Source organism: Streptomyces sp. 8K308 (assembly GCF_004348315.1).
Lineage (GTDB): Bacteria > Actinomycetota > Actinomycetes > Streptomycetales > Streptomycetaceae > Streptomyces.
In genome coordinates this window covers 1-23,115 of the sequence record NZ_SMKC01000018.1, presented here as the reverse complement: position 1 = coordinate 23,115, position 23,115 = coordinate 1, and the positions used below count along the sequence as shown (strand labels likewise).

Genomic DNA, 23,115 nt, shown 5'->3' with positions numbered 1-23,115 from the left:
CCGGCCCAACGGGTCCGGAACCGGCGAGCTACACGACAGCTCCCGAGCGGCGCCGCCCGCTGTGACCGGTGAAGCGCCCGGGAGCGTGGACGGGAGAAACCCCCGCATGCACGAGCCCAACGAGCCCGCCGTCGAGGCGAGCGACAATTCAACTACACCGAGTGATGTTCTTCCCCCGCGCCGTCGTCGCGCGGACGCGAGCGCCCCTGCCGGGGCGAACGGCTCGAAGGCCCGCGGGTCCGCGGAGCCGGAGGCCGCTGAGGCGGCCGAGGCCGCCGGCGAGGCGCCGCGTAAGCGGCGCCGGGTGACGCGTGCGGCGTCGGCGCCTGAGCCGGTTGTCGAGACTGCCCCTGAGGCGGAGGCTGAGCCGGCTGAGCCGCGTAAGCGGCGGGGCGCGGTGTCCGTGTCCGAGACTGAGGCGGAGGCTGAGCCGGCCGCCGAGCCGCGTAAGCGGCGTCGGGTCGCGCGTGCGGCGTCGGCGCCTGAGGCGGTCGCGGAGGAGCGTGAGCCCGTGGTGGCCGCGTCGGAGACGGCAGAGCCGGCTGAGCCGCGGACGCGGCGGCGTGCGACGCGTGCGGCGTCGGCGCCTGAGCCGGTCGTGGAGTCGGCGCCCGCCGACGAGGCTGAGCCGGCCGCCGAGCCGCGCAAGCGCCGTCGGGCGACACGTGCCGCGGCCACGCCCGAGCCGGTCGAGGCGGTCGCGGAGGAGCGCGAGCACGCGGTGGCCGCGTCTGAGACCGCCGAGCCCGCTGAGCCGCGTAAGCGGCGGCGTGCGACGCGTGCGGCGTCGGCGCCTGAGCCGGTTGTCGAGACTGCCCCTGAGGCGGAGGCCGAGCCGGCTGAGCCGCGTAAGCGGCGGGGCGCGGTGTCCGTGTCCGAGACTGAGGCGGAGGCTGAGCCGGCCGCCGAGCCGCGTAAGCGGCGTCGGGTCGCGCGTGCGGCGTCGGCGCCTGAGGCGGTCGCGGAGGAGCGTGAGCCCGTGGTGGCCGCGTCGGAGACGGCAGAGCCGGCTGAGCCGCGGACGCGGCGGCGTGCGACGCGTGCGGCGTCGGCGCCTGAGCCGGTCGTGGAGTCGGCGCCCGCCGACGAGGCTGAGCCGGCCGCCGAGCCGCGCAAGCGCCGTCGGGCGACACGTGCCGCGGCCACGCCCGAGCCGGTCGAGGCGGTCGCGGAGGAGCGCGAGCACGCGGTGGCCGCGTCTGAGACCGCCGAGCCCGCTGAGCCGCGCAAGCGGCGGCCCGCCGAGGAGACCGCGCCGCGCCAGCGGCGTGCCGCGGAGGCCACGCGGCCCAAGCGACCCGCGTCCGAGCCGGACGCGTTCGATGTGACGCGCGTCGAGGAGCCCCCCGCGCCGGCGCGGCTCGGGCGGCCGGTGTTCCAGGCCCCCGTGTTCCAGGCGCCCATGTTCCAGACCCCGCTGCGCGCCGCCGAGGAGGCCGCTGAGGAGGCCGCCGAGGCCGAGGCGCTGGTGGAGGACGAGGAGGAGCCGGTCTTCGAGGACGTGCAGGACGTCGTCGAGGAGGACGAGGACGAGACGCACGCCGACCGGCCAGCGCGCCGTCGCCGACGCGGCGGTCGGCGCCGTCGTCGCGGCGAGACCGCGGAGCGCGCCGCCGAGCAGGCCGCAGAGGCCGCCGAGGAGGGCGCGCACGAGGAGCCGGCGGCCCGCGCGGTCGAGCCGGCCGAGGTCGAGCCGGAGGCCGAGGAGACCGAGGAAGAGACCGTCGAGGGCGAGGCGGAGGCCGAGGAGCAGGCCGAGGCCGCCGGCGGCTCGCGGCGCCGTCGTCGGCGCCGCCGTCGCAGTGGCGAGGGCGCCGAGGAGGCGACCGGCGCCGACGACCCGGAGCGCACCGTCGTCAAGGTCCGCGAACCCCGCCGCAAGCGGGACGAGAACGAGGCACCCGACGGCGTGCAGTCCATCAAGGGCTCGACCCGCCTGGAGGCCAAGAAGCAGCGTCGCCGCGAGGGCCGCGAGCAGGGCCGGCGCCGGGCGCCCATCATCACCGAGGCCGAGTTCCTGGCCCGCCGGGAGGCCGTCGAGCGCGTGATGGTCGTGCGGCAGCAGGGCGAGCGCACCCAGATCGGCGTCCTCGAGGACAACGTGCTCGTCGAGCACTTCGTCAACAAGGAGCAGTCGTCCAGCTACGTCGGCAACGTCTACCTCGGCAAGGTGCAGAACGTGCTGCCCTCGATGGAGGCGGCGTTCGTCGACATCGGCAAGGGCCGCAACGCCGTGCTCTACGCCGGCGAGGTCAACTTCGAGGCGCTCGGCCTCGGCAGCGGCCCGCGCCGCATCGAGTCCGCGCTGAAGTCCGGGCAGCCGGTCCTGGTGCAGGTCACCAAGGACCCGATCGGTCACAAGGGCGCCCGCCTCACCAGCCAGATCTCGCTGCCCGGCCGCTACCTGGTCTACGTCCCCGAGGGGTCGATGACCGGTATCAGCCGCAAGCTGCCCGACACCGAGCGCGCCCGGCTGAAGCAGATCCTCAAGAAGATCGTCCCCGAGGACGCCGGCGTCATCGTGCGCACGGCCGCCGAGGGCGCGAGCGAGGAGGAGCTGACCAGGGACGTCGAGCGGCTGCAGGCCCAGTGGGCCGAGATCCAGAAGAAGGCCAGGAAGGGCAACGCGCCGTCGCTGCTCTACGGCGAGCCGGACATGACGGTCCGGGTGGTCAGGGACATCTTCAACGAGGACTTCTCGAAGGTCATCGTCAGCGGTGACGAGGCCTGGGAGACGATCCACGGCTACGTCTCGCACGTCGCGCCCGACCTCGTGGACCGGCTGGAGCGGTGGACCTCCGAGGTGGACGTGTTCGCCACCTACCGGGTCGACGAGCAGCTGATGAAGGCCCTCGACCGCAAGGTGTGGCTGCCAAGCGGCGGTTCGCTGGTGATCGACCGCACCGAGGCGATGGTCGTCATCGACGTCAACACCGGCCGGTTCACGGGTCAGGGCGGCAACCTCGAGGAGACGGTCACCAGGAACAACCTGGAGGCGGCCGAGGAGATCGTCCGGCAGCTGCGGCTGCGCGACCTCGGCGGCATCATCGTCATCGACTTCATCGACATGGTGCTGGAGTCCAACCGGGAGCTGGTGCTGCGGCGACTGCTCGAGTGCCTGGGCCGTGACCGGACGAAGCACCAGGTGGCGGAAGTCACCTCGCTCGGCCTGGTGCAGATGACCCGCAAGCGGGTCGGCCAGGGGCTGCTCGAGTCGTTCTCCGAGCCGTGCGTGCACTGCAACGGGCGCGGCGTGATCGTGCACGTCGAGCACGTGCCGACCGCCGCCGGCGGCGGCAAGAAGGGCCGCAAGCGGGGCCGCGGGGCGGAAGCCGGTGCCCCCGCCGGGGCGATCGCCCCGAAGGAACCGGAGGCGGTGGAGCCGGAGGCCGTGACCGTGGTCCCGGAGCCGGTGGGCCCGGTCGAGCCGAGCGAGCCGGTGACTGAGGAGCCCGTCGAGCCGGTGGTGTCGCTCGAGTCGGTGGAGCCGGAGTCGGTCGAGCCGACGGAGGCCGCGCCGCGGCGCCGTCGCCGGGTGACCAGGAAGGTGACAGCGCCGGCCGGTCCGCCCAAGGCGGCCGAGGCGGAGGCTGCCGCGCCTGAGCCGGTGGCGGAGCGTGCCGAGGAGCCTGCGGCGCCCGAGCCGGCCGCCGTAGCGCCCGAGCCGGAGGCTCCGGCCCGGCCGAGGCGTCGGGTGACCCGCAAGGTGAGCGCGCCGGCTGGTCCGCCGAAGGCGGCCGAGGTGGTGGAGCCGGAGGCGGAGCGCGTTCCCGAGCCGGAGCCCGAGGCCGTCGTGCCCGAGCCGGAGGCTCCGGCCCGGCCGAGGCGTCGGGTGACCCGCAAGGTGAGCGCGCCGGCTGGTCCGCCGAAGGCGGCCGAGGCAGCGGAGGTCGCGGAGCCCGCGGCGCCCGAGCCGGAGACCGTGGCGCCGGCGGCTGCCGTGGCCGAGCCCGAGCCGGAGGCCCCGGCCCGGCCGCGCCGTCGGGTGACGCGGAAGGTCACCGCGCCCGCCGGTCCGCCGGAGACCAAGGAGGCCGAGGCGGCCGAGGTCGTGGTCGTGACGCCCGCGGAGCGGCCGGCGGAGCCGGCGCCGGAGGCGGCCCCTGAGCCGCAGCTGACGGCCGTGGCGCCGCCGCCGCGGCGGCGGGTGTCGGCGCCGGCCGGGTCGCCCGAGGGCGCCACGGAGGCCGTGGTGACCGTCGTGGCCCCCGGCGCGGGCAAGAAGGCCCCGGCCAAGACCGCGAAGAAGGCGGCCAAGAAGACGGCGAAGAAGGCCGCCGCCAAGAAGACCGCCAAGAAGGCGGCGGCCAAGAAGTCGACGGCCAAGAAGGCGAGCAAGAGCGCCGCGGCCGCCGAGCAGCCGCAGCCGCCCTCGGTCTCCGCGCAGACCGGCGAGTAACGGACGGCGCCCCGCGGCGGCCCTCCCCCGGCGAACCCGGGGGAGGGCCGCCGCGGCCTTGAGGCGGCCGTGAATTTGACCCCTCTGTCGGCGCCTCCGTATTGTTGGCGGTCGGCATGTCAGCAGGTATGCCGATCGCTCCTGAGCAACTACCTCCCCGCGAGGCGCGCGGCGTCGCCGCCCACGCCGGGGGAGAGGCCGGGTTCGCCCGCTGCTGGCGTCAGGGGTTCCGAATCGAGAAGAGGGAGTTCCGCGTGTACGCGATCGTGCGCACCGGCGGCCGTCAGCAGAAGGTCGCTGTCGGCGATGTCATCGAGGTCGACCGGTTGGCCGGCAAGAGCGCCGGCGACACCGTCGAGCTCTCCACGCTGCTCGTGGTCGACGGCGAGACCGTGACCAGCGACCCGTGGGTGCTGGCCGGCGTCAAGGTCCAGGCGGAGGTCGTCGACCACCACAAGGGCGACAAGATCCGGATCCAGAAGTTCAAGAACAAGACCGGCTACCGCCGGCGGATGGGTCACCGCCAGCTGCTCACCCAGCTGAAGGTCACCGAGATCCCCGCTCCGGCCGCGAACGCGAAGTAAGGGACGTAGGCAGATGGCACACAAGAAGGGCGCGTCGTCCACCCGGAACGGCCGCGACTCGAACCCCCAGTACCTCGGCGTGAAGCGCTTCGGCGGCCAGATCGTCAAGGCCGGCGAGATCCTGCTCCGCCAGCGTGGCACCCACTTCCACCCGGGCGCGGGCGTGGGCCGCGGCGGCGACGACACGCTGTTCGCGCTCCGGGCCGGCACGGTCCAGTTCGGCACCCACCGCGACCGCCGCGTCATCAACGTGGTCCCGGCCGTAGCCGAGTAACCAGCGGCTTCAGTCTCCGAGGGCGGACCGTCTTCCCGGCCAGTGCCGGGAAGATCGGGTCCGCCCTCGTCGTTTCACCAACAACGTTCTCGCACCGTCAGCTCGCACCGTCACCACCACAGATCCCGCCGGGAGGCACACCGTCATGACCACCTTCGTGGACCGCGTCGAGATCCATGTCGTCGCGGGTAACGGGGGCCACGGCTGCGCCTCCGTGCACCGGGAGAAGTACAAGCCGCTCGGCGGCCCCGACGGCGGCGACGGCGGGCGCGGCGGGGACGTGGTCCTCGTGGTCGACCGGGACGTGACCACGCTGCTCGAGTACCACCACCGGCCGCACCGCAAGGCCACCAACGGCAAGCCGGGCGCCGGCGGGCACCGCACGGGGGCGGCCGGCGAGGACCTGGTGCTGCCGGTGCCGGACGGCACCGTGGTGCTCGGCAGGGACGGGCAGCCGCTCGCCGACCTGGTGGGCGAGGGCACCACCTTCGTCGCCGGGCAGGGTGGCCGCGGCGGGCTCGGCAACGCGGCGCTGGCCTCGCCGCGCCGCAAGGCGCCCGGCTTCGCGCTGCTCGGCGAGCCGGGCGAGGAGCGGAGCCTGGTGCTCGAGCTCAAGACCGTCGCCGACGTGGCGCTGGTGGGCTTCCCCAGCGCCGGCAAGTCCTCGTTGATCTCGGTGCTCTCGGCGGCCAAGCCGAAGATCGCCGACTACCCGTTCACGACGCTGGTGCCGAACCTGGGCGTGGTGACGGCGGGCTCCACCGTCTACACGGTCGCCGACGTGCCGGGTCTCATCCCGGGCGCCAGCGAGGGCAAGGGGCTCGGTCTCGAGTTCCTGCGGCACGTGGAGCGCTGCTCGGTGCTGGTGCACGTGCTGGACTGCGCGACGCTCGAGCCGGGGCGCGACCCGCTGACCGACCTGGACGTGATCGAGGAGGAGCTGGCGAAGTACGGCGGCCTCGACGACCGGCCGCGGATCGTGGTGCTCAACAAGACGGATATTCCGGAGGGGCAGGATCTGGCCGAGATCGTGCGGCCGGATCTCGCCGCTCGTGGCCTGCGGGTATTCGAGGTGTCCGCGGTCTCCCGCAAGGGGCTGAAGGATCTTTCGTACGCGCTGGCCGAGCTGGTCGGCAGGGCTCGGGAGGCGCGCCCGAAGGAGGAAGCCACGCGCATGGTGATCCGCCCGAAGGCCGTGAATGACGCGGGCTTCACGGTAACCGCCGAAGGTGAAGGTTTCTTCAGGGTCCGGGGCGAGAAGCCGGAGCGTTGGGTGCGGCAGACGGATTTCGCGAATGCCGAGGCCGTGGGCTATCTCGCGGACCGGCTCAACCGGCTCGGCGTCGAGGAGGAACTCGTCAGGGCCGGCGCCACGGAGGGCGACGGGGTGGCCATCGGCGACGAGGACGACGCGGTGGTGTTCGACTTCGAGCCCTCGATGGTGGGCGGCGCCGAGATGCTCGGCCGGCGTGGCGAGGATCACCGGATGAGCGAGCTGCGCCCGGCGGTGCAGCGGCGCAAGGAGCGTGACGCGCGCCGACGAGACGCTCGACAGGACACAGCCCAGCGGGAATTCGAGGAATTCGACCCATTTGACTGAGCGTGTCCACCCTTCCCCGGTGGCATCGCTGAGTAACGCGCCACTGTCACGAAGCGATAACAGTCGACAACGGTTCATCCGGTTTAGGGGTCAAGCTTCTACGGGGGTTAACCTTCTCCTCGCGTAGCCGACACCTTTGATACCGGCAGGAGCTGCCTTGTCCATCCAACCCGAAGGACCGTCCCCACACACCACCGCGGTCGTTCTCGCTGGCGGCACCGGACAGCGAGTGGGTCTCTCCATACCGAAGCAGCTGATCAAGATCGCGGGAAAGGCCGTCATCGAACACACGCTGGCGGTCTTCGAGGAGTCGGCGGACATCGACGACGTCATCGTGCTGATGGCCCCGGGCTACGCGGGGGACGTGGAGCGGATCATCGCCAAGAGCGGGCTGACCAAGGTCAGCCGGGTCGTCGAGGGCGGCGCCACCCGCAACGAGACCACGCGCCGGGCCATCGAGGTGCTCGGCGAGGGTCTGGCCGAGGGTGAGGACCGCAACGTCCTCTTCCACGACGCCGTGCGCCCGCTGCTCTCCCAGCGCGTGATAGCCGACTGCGTGCGGGCCCTGGACCGCTACCAGGCCGTGGACGTCGCGATCCCGTCCGCCGACACCATCATCGTGACCCGCACCCACGGCGAGGACGGCGAGTTCATCACCGACGTCCCCGACCGCTCCCGCCTGCGCCGCGGCCAGACCCCGCAGGCGTTCCGGCTCTCCACCATCCGCCGCGCCTACGAGATAGCCGCCGGCGACCCGAACTTCCAGGCCACCGACGACTGCTCCGTGGTCCTCAGGTACCTGCCCGACGTGCCGATCCACGTCGTCCCGGGTGACGAGTTCAACATGAAGGTCACCCAGCCCGTCGACGTCTTCATCGCCGACAAGATGTTCCAGCTGGCCTCCACCGCGGCCCCCCGGCAGTCCGACGAGGCCGCGTACCGCGAGCGGCTCGCCGGCAGGACGATGGTGGTCTTCGGCGGCTCCTACGGCATCGGCAAGGACATCGCCGACCTCGCCGCCCGCTACGGCGCCACCGTCTACCCGCTGGGCCGCTCCACCACCGGCACGCACGTGGAGAAGCAGGGCGACGTCGCCGAGGCCCTGGAGAAGGCCTACGCCGAGACCGGGCGCATCGACTACGTGGTGAACACCGCCGGCGTGCTGCGCATCGGGAAGCTCGCCGAGACGGACGACGCCACCATCGAGGAGGCGCTCACCGTCAACTACCTCGCGCCGGTCCGCATCGCCCGCGCCGCCCACAAGTACCTCGCCGAGACCTCGGGCCAGCTGCTGCTCTACACCTCAAGCAGCTACACCCGCGGCCGCGCCGAGTACAGCCTCTACTCCTCCACCAAGGCCGCCATGGTCAACCTCACCCAGGCCCTGGCCGACGAGTGGGCAGGCGACGGCGTCCGCGTCAACTGCGTCAACCCCGAGCGGACCGCGACCCCGATGCGCACCAAGGCCTTCGGCCAGGAGCCCGCCGGCAGCCTGCTGTCCTCCGAGGCCGTCGCCAGGACCTCGCTCGACGTGCTGCTGTCCGCCATGACGGGACACGTCATCGACGTCCGCCAGCAGGACCCGACCGCCGAGGCCAGCAACGCGGGCTCCTTCGAGCGCGCCCTGGCCGCCGCCCTCAACGCCGAGCAGGCCGAAGCCGCGGGGGAGGTGGCATGATCGCAAGCATCCTGCGCCGCCTCGTCGGGGGAGTGGCCTCCCCCGTCGAACTCGTGGCGGCGCTGGTGATGGCGGCCAGCTACCCGCTGATGCTCGCCACCGCGCTGCTGCCGTCCACCGGCGGCTTCGCCGCCGCCGCGGTCTGCTCCTACCTCGGCGACCACTTCCTGCACCGCCGCGGCTCCTACGTGCTGGTGCGGTTCGGCAAGGCCAGGCTCGGCCTCACCATCCGCTTCCTGATCCGGCAGCTGCTGCTGATCCTGCTGCTCGCCCGCTCCGACTGGGGCGGCGAGACGGTGTTCTACGCGGCCATCGTCGGCCTGCTCGCCTTCTACGGGCTCCAGGCCCCGCACACCGCCCTGGTGATGGTGCTGCGCCGCAAGCGCCGGCTGCCCATCACCACCCGCAACATCGACCTGTCGACCCTCCCGGTGCCCAACGGGCCGCCGCGCTGGCTCACCCACCGGGCCGTGGAGAAGGTGCTGCACACCGAGGTGCCGCTGTTCCTCGGCCTGCTCGCCGTCGCCGGCACCGACGAGCCGGACTTCGGCTACGCCGGCATCGCCGCCACCATCGCCCTGGTGCTCGGCTACATGCTGGTGCTGCTGCCGTTCTTCAGGTTGAGCAAGCTGCCGCCCGACCCGGACCGCACCCTGGAGTGGTTCGACGAGTGGCTGCGCGCCGAGCAGCCCACCGTGGCGCTCTACTTCTCCGGCTCCAAGGACTCCGCCTACCAGGCCAACATGTGGCTGGAGACCCTGGAGAAGCTGGACGAGAAGGCCATCGTCATCCTCCGCGAGCGGGCCATCATGGCCCGGCTCGGCACCACCACGCTGCCCGTGGTCTGCGTGCCGAGCGCCGTCCACCTGATGCAGATGGACCTGTCCATGCTGCGGGTCGGCCTCTACCCGGCCAACGTCGGCAAGAACCTGCACCTGCTGCGCGTGCCCACCATGAAGCACGTCTTCATCGGCCACGGCGACAGCGACAAGATCGCCAGCATCAACCCCTACGCCAAGGCGTACGACGAGGTGTGGACCGCGGGCCGGGCCGGCCGCGACCGCTACGCGCTCGCCGACGTCGGGGTGCGCGACGAGGACATCGTCGAGGTCGGCCGGCCCCAGCTGGCCCCCATCGCCACCGGCACAGGTCAGCCGCCCGCCGGCCGCATCCCGACCATCCTCTACGCCCCCACCTGGGAGGGCTGGACGGACGACCCGGGCAACACCTCGCTGCTGCTCGCCGGCGAGAACATCATCCGGCGGCTGCTCGACTCGGAGCGCCCGGTCCGCGTGCTCTACAAGCCGCATCCGTTCACCGGCACCCGGGACCGCGCGGCCGGCGTCGTCCACCAGCGGATCGTCGCCATGATCGAGGAGGCCGCCGCCAGGCGCGCCGCCGACCCGCGCTGGGCCGCCGAGGCCGAGCGCACCGCGCAGGAGCGGGCGCGCGCTCAGGCCGCGCTGCGCGAGCTCACCGCGGCACGGCCCGCCCTCACGCCGGCGGCCAGCTGGGACGACGCCTCCGTCTCGCGCGACGCGCAGACCCCGCTCGACCAGGCCCCCGAGGAGGAGCGGCGGTTCCGCGAGTGGAACGAGCTCTACTGGCGCTCCCAGGGCTGGTGGGAGCACCGGGTGATCACCGGACCCGAGCCGCGCCTGTTCGACTGCTTCAACGAGTCGGACGCCCTGGTCTCCGACATCTCGAGCGTCGTCTCCGACTGGATCGCCAGCGGCAAGCCGTACGCCGTCACCGACTCCGCCGGCCTCGGCGAGGACGAGTTCAAGCGGCAGAACACGGCCGTGCGGGCGGCCGTCATCCTGTCCAACGACGCCGCCCAGCTGGGCGGACTGCTGGACGCGGTGCACCAGCCGGCGGCCGACGCGCTGGCCACCGCGCGCGCCGAGCTCAAGGACTACCTGCTCGGGCCCGACCAGCCGCCCTCCCAGGAGCGGTTCGGGGCCGCGGTGCGCGCCCTGGCCGCCAGGGCGACGGCCCGCAACCGGGCCCAGGGCGAGGCGGGCGCGGACGACGCGCCGGCCGCGGTGCCGGCGCCGTAACGCCAGGCCTCGCCCGAGCCAACAGGAAGAGACGCAGAAGAGCGGGAAGAGAAGGCACTGACTGACGTGGTAGCCAAGCCAGAAGACATCATCCCCCAGGAACTCGCGCGCCGGTTGCGGTTCCTTCCGGAGGCCACGGACGAGGACCGCCAGGCGTTCCTCGACGCGGCCGCCGAGTTCCTGGCCGCTGCCGACTCGGCCAAGCTCCGCAAGCTCTCCCCCGTCGCCCGCGTCAAGTGGGAGCTGGTCCGCGAGCGCCGGCTCGCGGACCTGCTCACCGTCATCGACTTCGAGCGGGTCAACCCCTCGGCCTTCCCCGTCCGCGGCCGGCTGCGCCCCTACGTGGCAATCCCCGGCGTGGACAGCCGCAGCCTGCCCGCCTCCGTCACCCGGCTGCGGCTGCGCGAGATGCCGGTGCGGGCCAAGGCGACCGAGGTGCTGTGGCAGGACGGCAAGATCGTCGTGCACGGCTACGCCTTCGTCGCCAACCTGCCGAACGGCCCCGGCGCGCTGCCCAGGCTCGCCTGGCTGCGCGCCCCCGGCGGGCGGCGGATCCCGGTCCGCTTCCGCGCCCAGGAGTCGCTGCGCGCGACCCGCGACTCCAAGCAGGCCCTGCACAACTACGACAACGCCGGCTTCGAGATCACCATCGACCCGGCGAAACTCAAGTCGCGCGGCAAGTGGAAGTCCGGCACCTGGGGCCTCACGCTCGCCCTGCCGCGCCCCGGCGGCTACGTGCCGGGCAAGGCCCAGCGCGTCGACATCGGCTCCGCCGGGCACTCCCAGTCCCGGTCCCTGGGTGACGGGGCGCGCCTGATCGCCGGGTTCCACGAGGACAACTTCCAGCTCAGCATCGACATCCCCGAGGCCGAGGTCACCGACCAGACGGCCACCGCCGACGCGCTCCGCCTCGGCCTGCGCTCGCCGGCCGGCGGCAAGCGCCCCACCAAGCTGCGCGTCGTCCGCAAGGGACAACAGGGCGGCGTCGAGTACCCGCTGATCGTGCAGGAGGCCGGGGACGGCGACCAGCGGTGGGCCCGCTGGGGCGCCGAGATCCCGTTCGGCGACCTGACCGTGGCCACCGAGCCGACCGAGAAGACCCAGGACTTCATCACCCACATCGAGTTCGCCGACGGCTCGTCCCGCCGGGCCACCGTCCTCGAGGGCTTCCTGCCGGGCCGCTACCTGCGCCCGGGCGGCCGCGAGATCGCGGTGACCACGGACGGCCCCGGGCTGCTCAAGCTGCACGACCGGGCCAGGCAGGCCGTGGTGGACCGCATGGAGTGGACCCGCGAGGGCGTGCTGCTCGTCGAGGGTTCCTACACCGGGCCGGGCGACCGCAAGCGCTTCGTGCTGCGGCACGGCGAGCGGTTCGAGGAGCACGTGCTCCCGCTGAACTGGGTGGACTCCGAGAGCCGGTTCAGCGTGCGGATCGCCCCCGACCGGATGGCGTCGTACGACGCCGTGCTGCCGCTGCGCGCCGGCCGCTGGTACTTCTCGCTGCGCGACCAGGACGCCTGGGGCAACAAGGGCGACGTGCCCGTGAAGCTGCGCGCCGACCTGATCGACACGCTGCCGCTCAAGAAGCGCGTCGCCGGCCGCTCCTACGCGGTCAACCGCCGCTACTTCGACCGGCTCTTCCTCGGCTCGGGCCCCGTGCTGCGCGGCGAGGAGCGCGGCGCCTACCGGCAGCGCGAGCTGCGCCAGGTGCACACCCCGGCGTTCAAGCGGGAGCCGCTGACCGAGACCGTCTTCTACAACAGCTTCGGCGGCAAGCAGTTCTCCGACTCCCCGCGCGCCATCTACGAGGAGTTCGTGCGGCGCGGCGTCGAGGTCGAGCACCTGTGGTCGGTCGCCGACGCGCAGGTGGACCTGCCGCCCGGGGTGCGGCCCGTGGAGTGGCACAGCCGCGAGTGGTACGAGGCGCTGGCCCGCAGCCGGTACGTCGTCACCAACGTCGGCCTCGGCGACTGGTACGAGCGGCGCGACGGGCAGTGCGTGGTGCAGACCTGGCACGGCACGCCGCTGAAGAAGATCGGCGCCGACCTGCTCGGCACCCCGAAGGCCAACCTCCAGTACATCGCCAGCCTGCCGCACCGGTTCCGGCAGTTCGACTTCGTGGTCTCGCCCAACGCGTTCACGACGCCGATCATGCGCAACGCCTTCCGCTGCGAGGGCGAGATCCTGGAGTCCGGCTACCCGCGCAACGACATCTTCCACCGCCCCGACCGGGAGAAGATCGCGCAGCGGGTGCGGGCCACCCTCGGCATCCCCGAGGGCCGCAAGGTGGTGCTGTACGCGCCGACCTGGCGGGACGACCAGCGGCACACGGCGTCGAAGTTCAAGCTCGACCTGCGGGTCGACCTGACAGCGGCGCGCGAGGCGCTCAGCGACGACCACGTCTTCCTGTTCCGCAAGCACCCGAAGATCCTGGACGCGATCCCGGGCGCCGGGCAGGGCTTCGTGTACGACGTGTCGGCCTACCCGGACATCGCCGAGCTCTACCTGATCACCGACGTGCTGATCACGGACTACTCCTCGGTGCTGTTCGACTTCGCGCACTCCGGCAGGCCGATGCTCTTCTTCACCTACGACCTGGAGCACTACCGGGACACCTTGCGCGGCTTCTACTTCGACTTCACGGAGAAGGCGCCGGGGCCGCTGATCAAGACCTCGGCCGAGCTGATCCACGCCATCCGCACCGCCGAGTCGGTGCGCCGCACCTACGACGAGAAGTACGCGGCGTTCGTGCGGGAGTTCTGCGAACCGTCCGACGGCCTGGCCACCGCCCGGGTGGTGGACCGGATGCTGGAGATCGGGCAGGCCAGGGGCTGAGGCCCCTCGACCACACGACGGCCGCCGGGCCCCGCCCCGGCGGCCGGACGCTTTTCCGGGGGGTCTAGGGCCTGTCTTCCGGATCTTCGCGGGCTCGCGACGAGCCCCCAGCCTGGCGGCTGGGAGGTACCCCCAGGCATCCCGGCTGGCCGCGTTGCCGCACGCCGCGGAGCGGCATATGGACACCGCGCGCGAGTACGAGCTGCGCTGCTGTCGATGTGCGGCTCCGCCGCGTGGGGCGCCTTGCCAGCGAATGGGGGCACCTCCCAGCGTCAGCTGGGGGAGCCATCCGCCGCTCGCTGATCCACGAGGATCCAGAAGACAGGCCCTAGCTCCCGCGGCGGAACAGCCAGTCGAGTTTCGGCTCCATCACGGGCCGGAAGAGCCGCCGCACCGGCGGGGTGCACAGCACGGTGATGACCACGGCGGCCACCGCGGTGGTGACCGGCAGCGAGAAGTAGATCCCGCTCATCGGCTCGCCGTCGTACCAGCCCCACTCGATGGCGGCCCTGGCCAGGAAGCCGTGGAGCAGATAGCCGGAGATGGTGCCGGCCCCGAGTGCCGTGAACCAGGTCCGCCGGCCAGGCACCAGCGCGAGGAAGCAGGCGATCAGCACCGCGGCGCAGCCGAACAGCGCAAGCGTCATCAGCACGCCTGTCCACCACGGCTCGCCGAACTCCTGCGCCGACTGCTTGTGGTAGAGCCACTGGTAACGCAGCCGCGGCTCGGCCCAGTACGCCACCAGCAGCGCGCCGGCGAAGACCGGCACCGCGAGCAGCCGCACCGCCCTGCGGCGCACCAGCTGGAAGTGCTCCGGCCTCAGGACCAGGCCGAGCACGAAGAACGGCATGAACTGCAGCACCCGCTGGATCTGCAGGTCGCTGCCGAGGGTCGGCGAGGCGGTCGCCACGGCGGCCACCCCCAGGGCGATCGGCAGCGGCCAGCGGACCGCCTTCCACACCGGCACGGTCAGCCGCCAGATGAACAGGGCGAGCAGAAACCACATCAGCCAGCGCGGCTCGAAGAAGCCGACGTAGGTGTCGTCGTTCCCGCCGTCCGCGAACCGCCGCAGGACCAGGGTGTAGGCGACCTGGAAGACGACGTACGGCACGAGCACGCCGGTGACCAGCCGCTGCACCCGGTCGGCGCGGCCGTCGAAGCTGCGCGACAGGTAGCCGGAGATCACGATGAACGCGGGCATGTGGAAGGCGTACACCGCCATGTAGAGCGCCGTGGCCACGCGCGAGTCGCCGCGCAGCGGCTCCCAGGCGTGGCCGATCGCGACCAGGACGATGGCCAGGTACTTGGCGTTGTCGAAGAACGCGTCCCGCTGCTTGGCCCCGCCGGCGGCCTGGCGGGGGACGGCGGGGGTCTCCTGGGTGCCCGTGAGTTGTCGAGTCTCGTTCATCAATTCGGAACCATAGCGTCAGCCGGCGTTAAGGCGAGGCCTGGGGGAGCGGCCGGCGGCTGCCACAATCTGGGCCTATGACGCGAACTGTGCACACACCCGCGGGGGACGCGCGGATCACCTGGCACGCGGCCGCCGGCGCCCGGGCCGTGCTGGCCCTCGGGCACGGCGCCGGCGGGGGCATCGAGACCGCCGACCTCCAGGCCCTGGCCGCCGCGCTGCCGGCGCGCGGGATCACCGTGGCGCTGGTCGAGCAGCCGTGGCGGGTGGCAGGCAAGAAGGTCGCCCCGGCGCCGCGCACCCTGGACGCGGCCTGGACGGCGCTGTGGCCGGAACTCGCGAAGCCCGCCCTGCCCGTGATCGCGGGCGGGCGCAGCGCCGGCGCACGGGTGGCCTGCCGCACGGCGCGCCCACTGGGCGCCCGCGCCGTGCTGGCGCTGTCATTCCCGCTGCACCCACCGGGCCGGCCCGAGAGGTCCCGGGCCGACGAACTGACCGGGGCCGGGGTGCCGACGCTGGTCGTGCAGGGCGGCTCCGATCCCTTCGGCCGGCCCGAGGAGTTCCCCGAGCTGCCGGCCGGCACGGAGCTGATCGAGATGCCGGGGGTCGGGCACGGCCTGGCCGCGCCCCAGCCGTCCGTCACGCGCCGGATCGGCGACTGGCTGACCGCTCGGCTGGCTCGCTAGATCGGTGCGTCATCGGCACCTCCTGTGCGCTCTCCCCCTCCCGCTGCCGCGCCCGCCGGGCCTCGGCCGCCGCGCACAGGGCGTCCACGGCGGCCCGGAAGCGGACCAGCGACGGCGGCTTCGCCGGGCCGAGCAGGAACTCGGTGAGCTCGGCGCGGGCCGCCGCCAGGGTGTCGAGCGCCGGGTCGACGACGGCGTCGAGCAGCGCGGTCAGCCCCGCCGCGTCGGGCGGCACGATGGTCGCGGCCCGCACGGTGGGATTGGCGGCGCGGAACTCCTCCTCGGACAGGCCGCTGGTGTTGACGACCGCGTACGGCTTGCCGCTGGCCAGGTAGTCGGCGACGACGCTCGACACGTCGGCGATCAGCAGGTCGGTCTGGTTGAAGCAGCTGTAGATGTCCGGCCGGGGCCCGGTCAACACCAGGTGCGCCCTGGCCGACTGCGCCGCCCAGAACGCGGCGGCCCACGCGGTGGCGTGTGCCGCCACCTCCGCGGCGCGCTCCGGCTCGGGCGGCCCCTGCGCGACCATCCGCTCCATGTCGTCGGCCTGGCGGCCCACGGCCCCCCGCCGCGCGGGGACGGGTGCGTCGTCGAGGGACGAGATGACGGGGGTCGGGGCGCCCCCGACGCTCGCGATGTGGGCGCGGATGGCCGCGTCGGCCGATGCCGCCGCGCGGTTGACCGTGCCGGTCATGGGGTGCGGCTTGTAGAGCAGCCGCACGCGCGGGTCGGCCAGCAGCGCCCGGACGATGCTCTCGCCGGCCAGGATCACCGACGTGTTGCCGGGGTCGTCGGTCCAGCCCTCCCACGTCGGCGCGTACAGCACCGTGATCGGTCCCCCGGGCGGCGGCGGGCCCGCGGACCGGCGGATGGGGGCGAGCTGCGGCCGGCCCACCTCCACCACGTCGCGGTCGTCGACCCCGACGTCCGCCAGCGCGTAGCGCCGCCGTGCCGCCGGGCCCGCGACCCACACCTCGTCGTACACCTTGGCGTACGGGTTGCAGCTGGACAGCTTGTCGCTCTCCCCGTGGTTGACGAACGCGTGCTTGATCGTGGGGATCCGCAGCACCTGCGAGGTCTTGGGCGCGTTCGCCGGGTGGATCAGCACCTTCAGCGAGGAGTGTTCGAGCAGCATCAGGTGGGCGACCCGGGGCAGGCACACCACCGGCAGGTCGGTGGCCGCGATCTGCTGGACCATCGGTCGTTCCCGCAGCACCACCATCGCCCTGCGGTCGAGCGCGGCCATCGTGGACAGCCACATGTTGGCCTGGTAGGCGGTGCCAGAGCCGCCGGAGAAGTAGAGGCCGACCTCGGGCCGGTACTCGGCGAGCCAGCGCGTGAACCACTCGAGCACCGCCTCGTCGCCCGGTGGCCGCCTGGCCGGCAGCAGCCAGGTCGCGAGAAGGACCGCGGCCCCCGCGAACAGCGCGAGCGTGACGCCGACGCCGAGCAGCCCCCATGACGGCCGCCCGCTGGCCACCGCGGCGAGCAGCCCGGCCGTCGCCGGCACGGAGAACAGCGGGATCCGGCGGGCCGGGCTGGTCAGCAGCCGTGGCGGCGCCGGCGAGAGCCGCAGCTCGCTCGCGTCGACGTTCCGGGTGAGCACCGGCAGGGTGCGCTGGCGCCGCACCTGCATGGCGATCGCCCGGCACAGGAAGTGCGCCGCGTAGCCGGCGAGCAGGCCGCCGACCAGCGCCAGGCGCGTCGTCCCGCCCACGTCCGTGAGGTGGACGAGGCCGAGCACGAAAAGCAGGTCCCGCAGCAGCTGTCTGACCGTCTCGTCGCACCGGACCCGGTTGAGCAGCGACAGCGCACCGGGGCGCCAGCGGCGCACCGCGAGTTCGAACGTGAGGCCGCCCGCGCCGGCGGCGCACAGCAGCGGCGCGTTCGGCAGCAGCGCGCCGAGGAACTGCGCGGTGAAGAGGGCGAGCAGGATGCCGGGGGCAAGAGCTTGCGTGCCGCGGCGAGGCGGCGGTGCAGCGGGCAAGGTGGGGCTCCCGAAATGCGTCGTGGGGGGAGGTGAACAGATGACAGGCCGCAAGGCCATGAAAACCGGCGGCGTGGCGGAACGCGACCGCAGTGGGAGGACGCCGTGGGAGGACGCCGTGGGAGGACACCGCCTCCAGCGGCACGCGAGGCCGGAAAAAGCGCGGCGGCGAACCGCGAGGTTACGGTTGTATGAGCGCTGAGGCGATCTTCCGGCACGCGAGGGTCGCGTAGATTACGCCCGACAGGTCAGTTCGACCGGGAACGAACGAACGCAGGGGTACCACGGTGGCAGCGGCACCACGGCAGGACGTCTCCGACGCCCGCAGGATCGTCGTCAAGATCGGCTCATCCTCGCTGACCACCGCGGCCGGAGGGCTCGACGCCGACCGGGTGGACGCACTCGTCGATGTGCTGGTGAAACAGGACGGGAGGCAGATCGTACTGGTTTCGTCCGGCGCGATCGCCGCGGGTCTCGCCCCGCTCGGCCTGTCGCGCCGGCCCTCGGACCTGCCCCGCCAGCAGGCCGCGGCCAGCGTCGGGCAGGGCCTGCTGCTCGCCCGTTACACCGCCTCCTTCGCCCGCTACGGGCGCCGCGTCGGGCAGGTGCTGCTCACCTCGGACGACACCAGCCGCCGCGCCCACTACCGCAACGCTTACCGCACCCTCGACCAGCTGTTCACCATGGGCGCGGTCCCCGTCGTCAACGAGAACGACACGGTCGCCACCGACGAGATCCGGTTCGGCGACAACGACCGGCTCGCCGCCCTCGTCGCCCACCTGGTCCGCGCCGACCTGCTGGTGCTGCTCTCCGACGTCGACGGTCTCTACGACGGCGACCCGGGCAAGCCAGGCACCAGCCGGATAGCGGAGGTCACCGGGCCCGAGGACCTGGCCGGCATCGAGATCGGCAAGGCCGGCCGGGCCGGCGTCGGCACCGGCGGGATGGTCACCAAGGTGGAGGCCGCCGCCATCGCCACCGGAGCCGGCATCCCCGTCGTCCTCGCCTCCGCGAGCCAGGCCGCCGACGCGCTCTCCGGCGCCCCCGTCGGCACCTACTTCCGGCCGACCGGGCGCCGCTCGGCCGGCCGGCTGCTGTGGCTGGCCCACGCCTCGACGCCGCGCGGCTCGGTCACGCTCGACTCGGGCGCCGTGCGGGCCATCACCGAGCGCGGCAGCTCGCTGCTGCCGGCCGGGATCACCGGCGTGGCGGGCGAGTTCACCGCCGGGGAGCCGATCGAACTGCTCGACGAGTCGGGCCGCGCCGTGGCCCGCGGGCTCGTCAACTTCGACGCACGCGAAATCCCCCGGTTGATCGGCCGCTCCACGCACGACCTGGCCCGCGAGCTCGGCCCGGCCTACGAGCGGGAGGTCGTCCACCGCGATGACCTGGTGCTGTTGCGGGCATGATCTCCTCGGCGCCTCCTCCCGCCTCCTCGGTGCCGCTCGCCGCGCGCCGTACCGTGACGGACACCGGGCCGGTGCCGGATCTGTGAAAGACCAGTCTTTCCACCGAAGGTTCCGGGAAACGGCCCCCGTGGCGCCCCGTGAACTGGTCAACTCGACGAGTGGCTCGTCGCGCGTCACCCGCCTGGAGCCACAAGCGTCACCCAGCGTCACCAAGCGCACGAGCAGCAGCACGAGCACCACGTCAGGAGGCCGCCGGTGAGGCGACTGGCCAGCGTCCAGGGAGGCACCGGGGCGGTGGGGGAGGAGCGGCGGACAGACGCCCAGCACCCCGCAGCCCGGCTGTGGCACATCACGCTCAGCGTGGCGGGACCCGCCGCGCCGTTGCAGGACGTCCGCAGCGGCCTCGAGCGGCTGGCGAACGACCACCCCTTCCTGCTCACCAGCCGCTACGCCCGAGACCACGCCGAGATCAGGTACTGGGAGGAGGCACGCGACCTGCACGACGCAGCGGCCGTCGCGCTGCGCCTGTGGGGGGAGCACCGGCGCTCGGCGCAGCTGCCGCCGTGGGAGATCGTCGGCCTCGAGGTGATCGGCCGGGAGACCTACCACCAGCGCGTCGCCGAGGGCTACGGCCCACCGCCGGCCGCCCCGGTCGGCGTCCACCCCTTCTAGAGCCCTGGCGCCCCCGGAGCCCGCTCCAGGGCCCGTCGGGTCCCGCTTGACCGCCTCGTGAAACGGGTTCGGCCGCGGGCCGGGCGGCGACTACCCTGCACACCATGACCAGCAGCGTGCCCGCCTCCGCCGATTCCCCCGTCATCGCCACCGCCCGCCGGGCCAGGGCCGCCGCGGCCGCCCTGGCGCCGCTGCCGCGCACCGCGCGGGACAGGGCGCTGCTGGCCGTCGCGGACGCGCTGGAGGCGCGGGCCGCCGAGGTGGTCGAGGCCAACGCCGGGGACGTGGCGAGGGCGCGCGAGGCCGGCACCACGGAGACCGTGATCGACCGGCTGACCCTCACCGCCGAGCGGATCGCGGCCATCGCCTCCGACGTGCGGGACGTCGTCGCGCTGCCCGACCCGGTGGGTGAGGTGGTGCGCGGCTCGACGCTGCCGAACGGCCTTGAGCTGCGGCAGATCAGGGTCCCGCTCGGCGTCGTCGGCATCATCTACGAGGGTCGCCCCAACGTCACGGTGGACGCCGCGGTGCTGTGCCTGAAGTCGGGCAACGCGGCGCTGCTGCGCGGCTCGTCCTCGGCCTACGCCTCCAACGAGGCGCTGGTCGCGGTCGTGCGGGACGCCGTGGCCGACGCCGGGCTGCCGGCCGACGCCGTGCAGCTGGTGCCGGGCACCAGCCGGGAGTCGGTGCGCGAGCTGATGCGGGCCCGCGGCCTGGTGGACGTGCTGATCCCGCGCGGCGGCGCGTCGCTGATCGAGACCGTGGTGACCGAGTCGACCGTGCCGGTGATCGAGACCGGCACCGGCAACTGCCACGTCTACGTGGACGAGCACGCCGACCTGGACATGGCCGTCGAGCTGCTGGTCAACTCCAAGGCGCAGCGCCCCAGCGTCTGCAACGCGGCGGAGACGGTGCTGGTGCACCAGGGGGTCGCGGACCGCTTCCTGCCGCTGGCGCTCGCGGCCCTGACCGCGGCCGGGGTGACCGTGCACGGGGACGAGGCGTGGCGGAAGGCGGGCGCCGGCGCCGGCGTCGAGGTGGTGCCGGCCACCGACGCCGACTGGGAGACCGAGTACCTGAGTTACGACATCGCGGCCGCCGTGGTGCCCGACCTGGACGCGGCCGTCGCGCACATCCGCCGCTGGACCTCGGGCCACACCGAGGCCATCGTCACCCGGGACGGCGCGGTGGCGAAGCGTTTCGTCTCGCTGATGGACTCGGCGGCCGTGATGGTCAACGCCTCCACCCGCTTCACGGACGGCGGCCGCTTCGGCTTCGGCGCCGAGATCGGCATCTCCACGCAGAAACTGCACGCGCGCGGCCCCATGGGACTGCCCGAGCTGACGACCACCCGCTACGTGGTCACCGGCGAAGGTCACACCGTGGAGTGAAATCCGGATGGCCCTCCCCCTGGCCGCTTATTCGGCCTACGCTGGTTGCGTGCCGGACGACGTGGGGGGCCTGCCGTCGCCGAATGGCGAGGGGCCCAACAGCGAGGACATCGGGGCCGCCGACGAGGCGTTCGCCTCGGTGGTGCTGGACGAGGCATTCATCGAGGCGGCCGAGGTTCACGAGCCGACCGCGGCCGAGCGGATCCTGTACGCGGCTCTGGAGCGCGCCGAGTCCGAGGCCGAGTTGGAGGCCGAGGCGGGCGGCGAGGTCGGGTTCTACCGAGACCCGGACCTCGACCCCGGCTCCTCCGACGGGCTCGGCGGGTTCGAGCCGGGCGGCCCGGCCAGCTTCCTCGACGAGGAGGCGGACGGCGAGGACCCCGACGACGAGGGCCGTTTCGACAGCTCCGACTACACCCGCTACCTGCCAGAACTGCCGGACGGCGAGTACGACGAGCTGGCGGAGCAGGACGGGTTGGCCTTCGGCAGCCCCTACCCGCCCTACGGCGGCGGCTACGGCGCGATACCCGGTTCCGGCGCCGGCCCCTCGGCCGCGCACGCCGAGGCGCCCGCCGGCTGGCGGCCGCTGCGCTGGCAGCGGCCGGTCGCGTGCGTGCTGGCCATGGTGATGGGCATCAGCGTGATCGCCTTCGCGCTGATAGCCATCCAGCGCGCCGGCTCCGGCCCCTCGCGGCTACCGGGGCCGACGCCGCCGGCCCCCACCGAGCCCACGGACTCCGACGCCGTCGAGGAGGCCGAGGGGGAGACCGGCGAGGGCTCGGCCGTGGAGGCCGAGTTGCCCGAGTTGACCGAGGTGACCGAAGCGACCGAGGTGATCGACGAGGACGGCTCCCTGTAGCCCCCCGCGGTGGGACGCGGCCGGTCGCCGACCCCACGCCATCACGCGCCGTAGGGTGCGACGCACCGAGGGCGTGCGCCGGGTGCGCGGGCGGGCTCGGCAAAATCCCCGCCGACTGGGACTGTTGACCGTCCTCTCGGAGATTTACGCTGGACAGGTGGCCGGGCGCACAGATCCTCCCGAGGGGATTCCCGGGGGCACCCCGGGAGCCGGGGACGAGGAGTACCAGTCGACCGTCTTCGACGAGTCGTTCGTCAGAGCTGCTCGGCTCCAGGAGTTCTCGGCGCAGGAGCGCCTCGAGGACCACACGACGGCGGTGCGCCGGCGCGAGCCGGAGCCGGCCGAGGGCCGGACGGTGCCCATGCAGGGCATAGCACTGGCGCTGATCATCCTGCTGGCCTTCGCGGCCGCCATCTACCTGGGCAACAACAACCCGTACGACCCCCCGGTCCGGCTCAACACCGACCCGCCGGCCGCCGACACCGTCGTGCTGGTCCCCGACGACGAGGTGCCAGGCGGGGTCGACGCGGAGGCCGCGTTCGCCGGCACCCCGGCCGCCGGCTACGGCATCGGCGCCGGCGGCGTCCACCTGCCCGACCCCCGGGCCACCGACCACTTCTCGCGCGAGCAGGTCCTCACCGCGCTGACCCTGGCCAAGGAGTACGTGGTGGCCAGCGCCCTCACCCCCGAGGTGCTCGGCGGCGACACGGTGACGCCGGTGCGCGAGCTGCTCGGCGCCGAGCAGCAGCGGCAGTTCGACAGCGCGATGCGCGGCCACGGCCTCCAGTCGGTGCCGACGGACTGGCTGATCCGCTTCGACCCGGCCGAGGTCGCGCTGGCCGACGGCCAGGTCCGCGTGGACGGCGGCTTCACCTTCGTGGAGACCAACGACGACACCCTCCAGGTCACCGCACGCCACGTCCTCGCCTACGCGCTGCGTGCCGCCGGCACCGGCGACGGAGCGCCGGCCTCGGTCGCCGCGTTCACCGTGCAGCGGCAGCTGCGGCTGCAGTTCGGCAGGGAGGAGCTGCGCGACCGCAACGTGCTGCTCCGCGAGGTCGAGCTGTTGCTCGGGCCGATGGACTGCGCGAGCGACCCGTCGGACGCGCTGCGCCCGCTGCTGCCCGGCGAGCGGGCCGAGGCGCCGGCCGCGGCGCCCGTCGACCCGTTCGCGTTGGACGGCGGCCGAGCGGTGCTGTGCGGCGTCTACGCCCCGCTCAGCGATCCCCGGGAGCCGGCGCCGGTCCGCTAGGCCCGCCGCCCCCCTCGCGCC

15 protein-coding genes are annotated in these 23,115 nt (G+C 73.3%); 13 read left to right on the top strand and 2 right to left on the bottom strand.

What is annotated here, in order from left to right; all coding sequences use genetic code 11:
* The first annotated feature begins 106 nt into the window (after positions 1–106).
* The 7 genes from E1265_RS04960 to E1265_RS04930 all read left to right on the top strand — a co-directional run bounded on the left by E1265_RS04960 (position 107) and on the right by E1265_RS04930 (position 13,430).
* Positions 107–4,399: an Rne/Rng family ribonuclease gene (locus tag E1265_RS04960; RefSeq protein ID WP_132928976.1), complete on the top strand. Its 4,293-nt coding sequence runs from the start codon at positions 107–109 to the stop codon at positions 4,397–4,399.
* Positions 4,400–4,653: 254 nt separating this feature from the next.
* Positions 4,654–4,983, top strand: coding sequence for a 50S ribosomal protein L21 (rplU, locus tag E1265_RS04955; protein ID WP_132928975.1), 330 nt, complete (start codon positions 4,654–4,656; stop codon positions 4,981–4,983).
* Between the two features lie 13 nt (positions 4,984–4,996).
* Positions 4,997–5,257 (top strand): 50S ribosomal protein L27, encoded by a 261-nt coding sequence (gene rpmA / locus E1265_RS04950; RefSeq protein ID WP_132928974.1) that lies wholly within the window; start codon positions 4,997–4,999, stop codon positions 5,255–5,257.
* 145 nt (positions 5,258–5,402) lie between these two features.
* On the top strand, positions 5,403–6,857 hold the full coding sequence (gene obgE / locus E1265_RS04945) for a GTPase ObgE (RefSeq protein ID WP_132928973.1): 1,455 nt from the start codon (positions 5,403–5,405) through the stop codon (positions 6,855–6,857).
* Between the two features lie 157 nt (positions 6,858–7,014).
* Positions 7,015–8,535, top strand: a complete 1,521-nt coding sequence (locus E1265_RS04940; RefSeq protein ID WP_132928972.1) for a bifunctional cytidylyltransferase/SDR family oxidoreductase — start codon at positions 7,015–7,017, stop codon at positions 8,533–8,535.
* Positions 8,532–10,595, top strand: coding sequence for a hypothetical protein (locus E1265_RS04935; RefSeq protein WP_207930952.1), 2,064 nt, complete (start codon positions 8,532–8,534; stop codon positions 10,593–10,595). Before E1265_RS04940 ends, E1265_RS04935 begins: the two co-directional genes overlap by 4 nt.
* Positions 10,596–10,661: 66 nt before the next feature.
* Complete coding sequence (locus tag E1265_RS04930) at positions 10,662–13,430, top strand: CDP-glycerol glycerophosphotransferase family protein (protein ID WP_243740540.1); 2,769 nt, start codon at positions 10,662–10,664, stop codon at positions 13,428–13,430.
* 328 nt (positions 13,431–13,758) lie between these two features.
* Here the strand turns inward: E1265_RS04930 and E1265_RS04925 are convergent, their stop codons facing one another.
* A complete protein-coding gene (locus E1265_RS04925) occupies positions 13,759–14,838 on the bottom strand; it encodes an acyltransferase family protein (RefSeq protein ID WP_132928971.1) in 1,080 nt (359 codons plus the stop codon).
* Between the two features lie 77 nt (positions 14,839–14,915).
* Between E1265_RS04925 and E1265_RS04920 the strand changes: the two genes are divergently transcribed.
* The gene (locus E1265_RS04920) at positions 14,916–15,524 is read left to right on the top strand and encodes an alpha/beta family hydrolase (RefSeq protein ID WP_132928970.1); all 609 of its coding nucleotides are present in this window, start codon (positions 14,916–14,918) and stop codon (positions 15,522–15,524) included.
* Here the strand turns inward: E1265_RS04920 and E1265_RS36825 are convergent.
* Positions 15,478–17,511 carry a hypothetical protein gene (locus tag E1265_RS36825; RefSeq protein WP_243740539.1) on the bottom strand — a complete coding sequence of 678 codons (2,034 nt, stop codon included), beginning with the start codon at positions 17,509–17,511 and terminating at the stop codon, positions 15,478–15,480. The genes E1265_RS04920 and E1265_RS36825 overlap by 47 nt on opposite strands.
* Before the next feature lie 287 nt (positions 17,512–17,798).
* Here E1265_RS36825 and proB point away from each other — a divergent pair, with 287 nt between their 5' ends.
* The 5 genes from proB (at position 17,799) to E1265_RS04885 (ending at position 23,094) form a co-directional block, all read left to right on the top strand.
* Entirely contained in the window at positions 17,799–18,920 is a 1,122-nt protein-coding gene (gene proB, locus E1265_RS04905) for a glutamate 5-kinase (RefSeq protein WP_132928969.1), read from the top strand.
* 294 nt (positions 18,921–19,214) lie between these two features.
* On the top strand, positions 19,215–19,592 hold the full coding sequence (locus E1265_RS04900; protein ID WP_132928994.1) for a hypothetical protein: 378 nt from the start codon (positions 19,215–19,217) through the stop codon (positions 19,590–19,592).
* Between the two features lie 104 nt (positions 19,593–19,696).
* On the top strand, positions 19,697–20,983 hold the full coding sequence (locus E1265_RS04895; protein ID WP_132928968.1) for a glutamate-5-semialdehyde dehydrogenase: 1,287 nt from the start codon (positions 19,697–19,699) through the stop codon (positions 20,981–20,983).
* 49 nt (positions 20,984–21,032) lie between these two features.
* Positions 21,033–21,842, top strand: coding sequence for a hypothetical protein (locus tag E1265_RS04890; RefSeq protein ID WP_207930951.1), 810 nt, complete (start codon positions 21,033–21,035; stop codon positions 21,840–21,842).
* A gap of 157 nt (positions 21,843–21,999) precedes the next feature.
* Positions 22,000–23,094: a hypothetical protein gene (locus E1265_RS04885; protein ID WP_132928967.1), complete on the top strand. Its 1,095-nt coding sequence runs from the start codon at positions 22,000–22,002 to the stop codon at positions 23,092–23,094.
* Positions 23,095–23,115 lie beyond the last annotated feature (21 nt).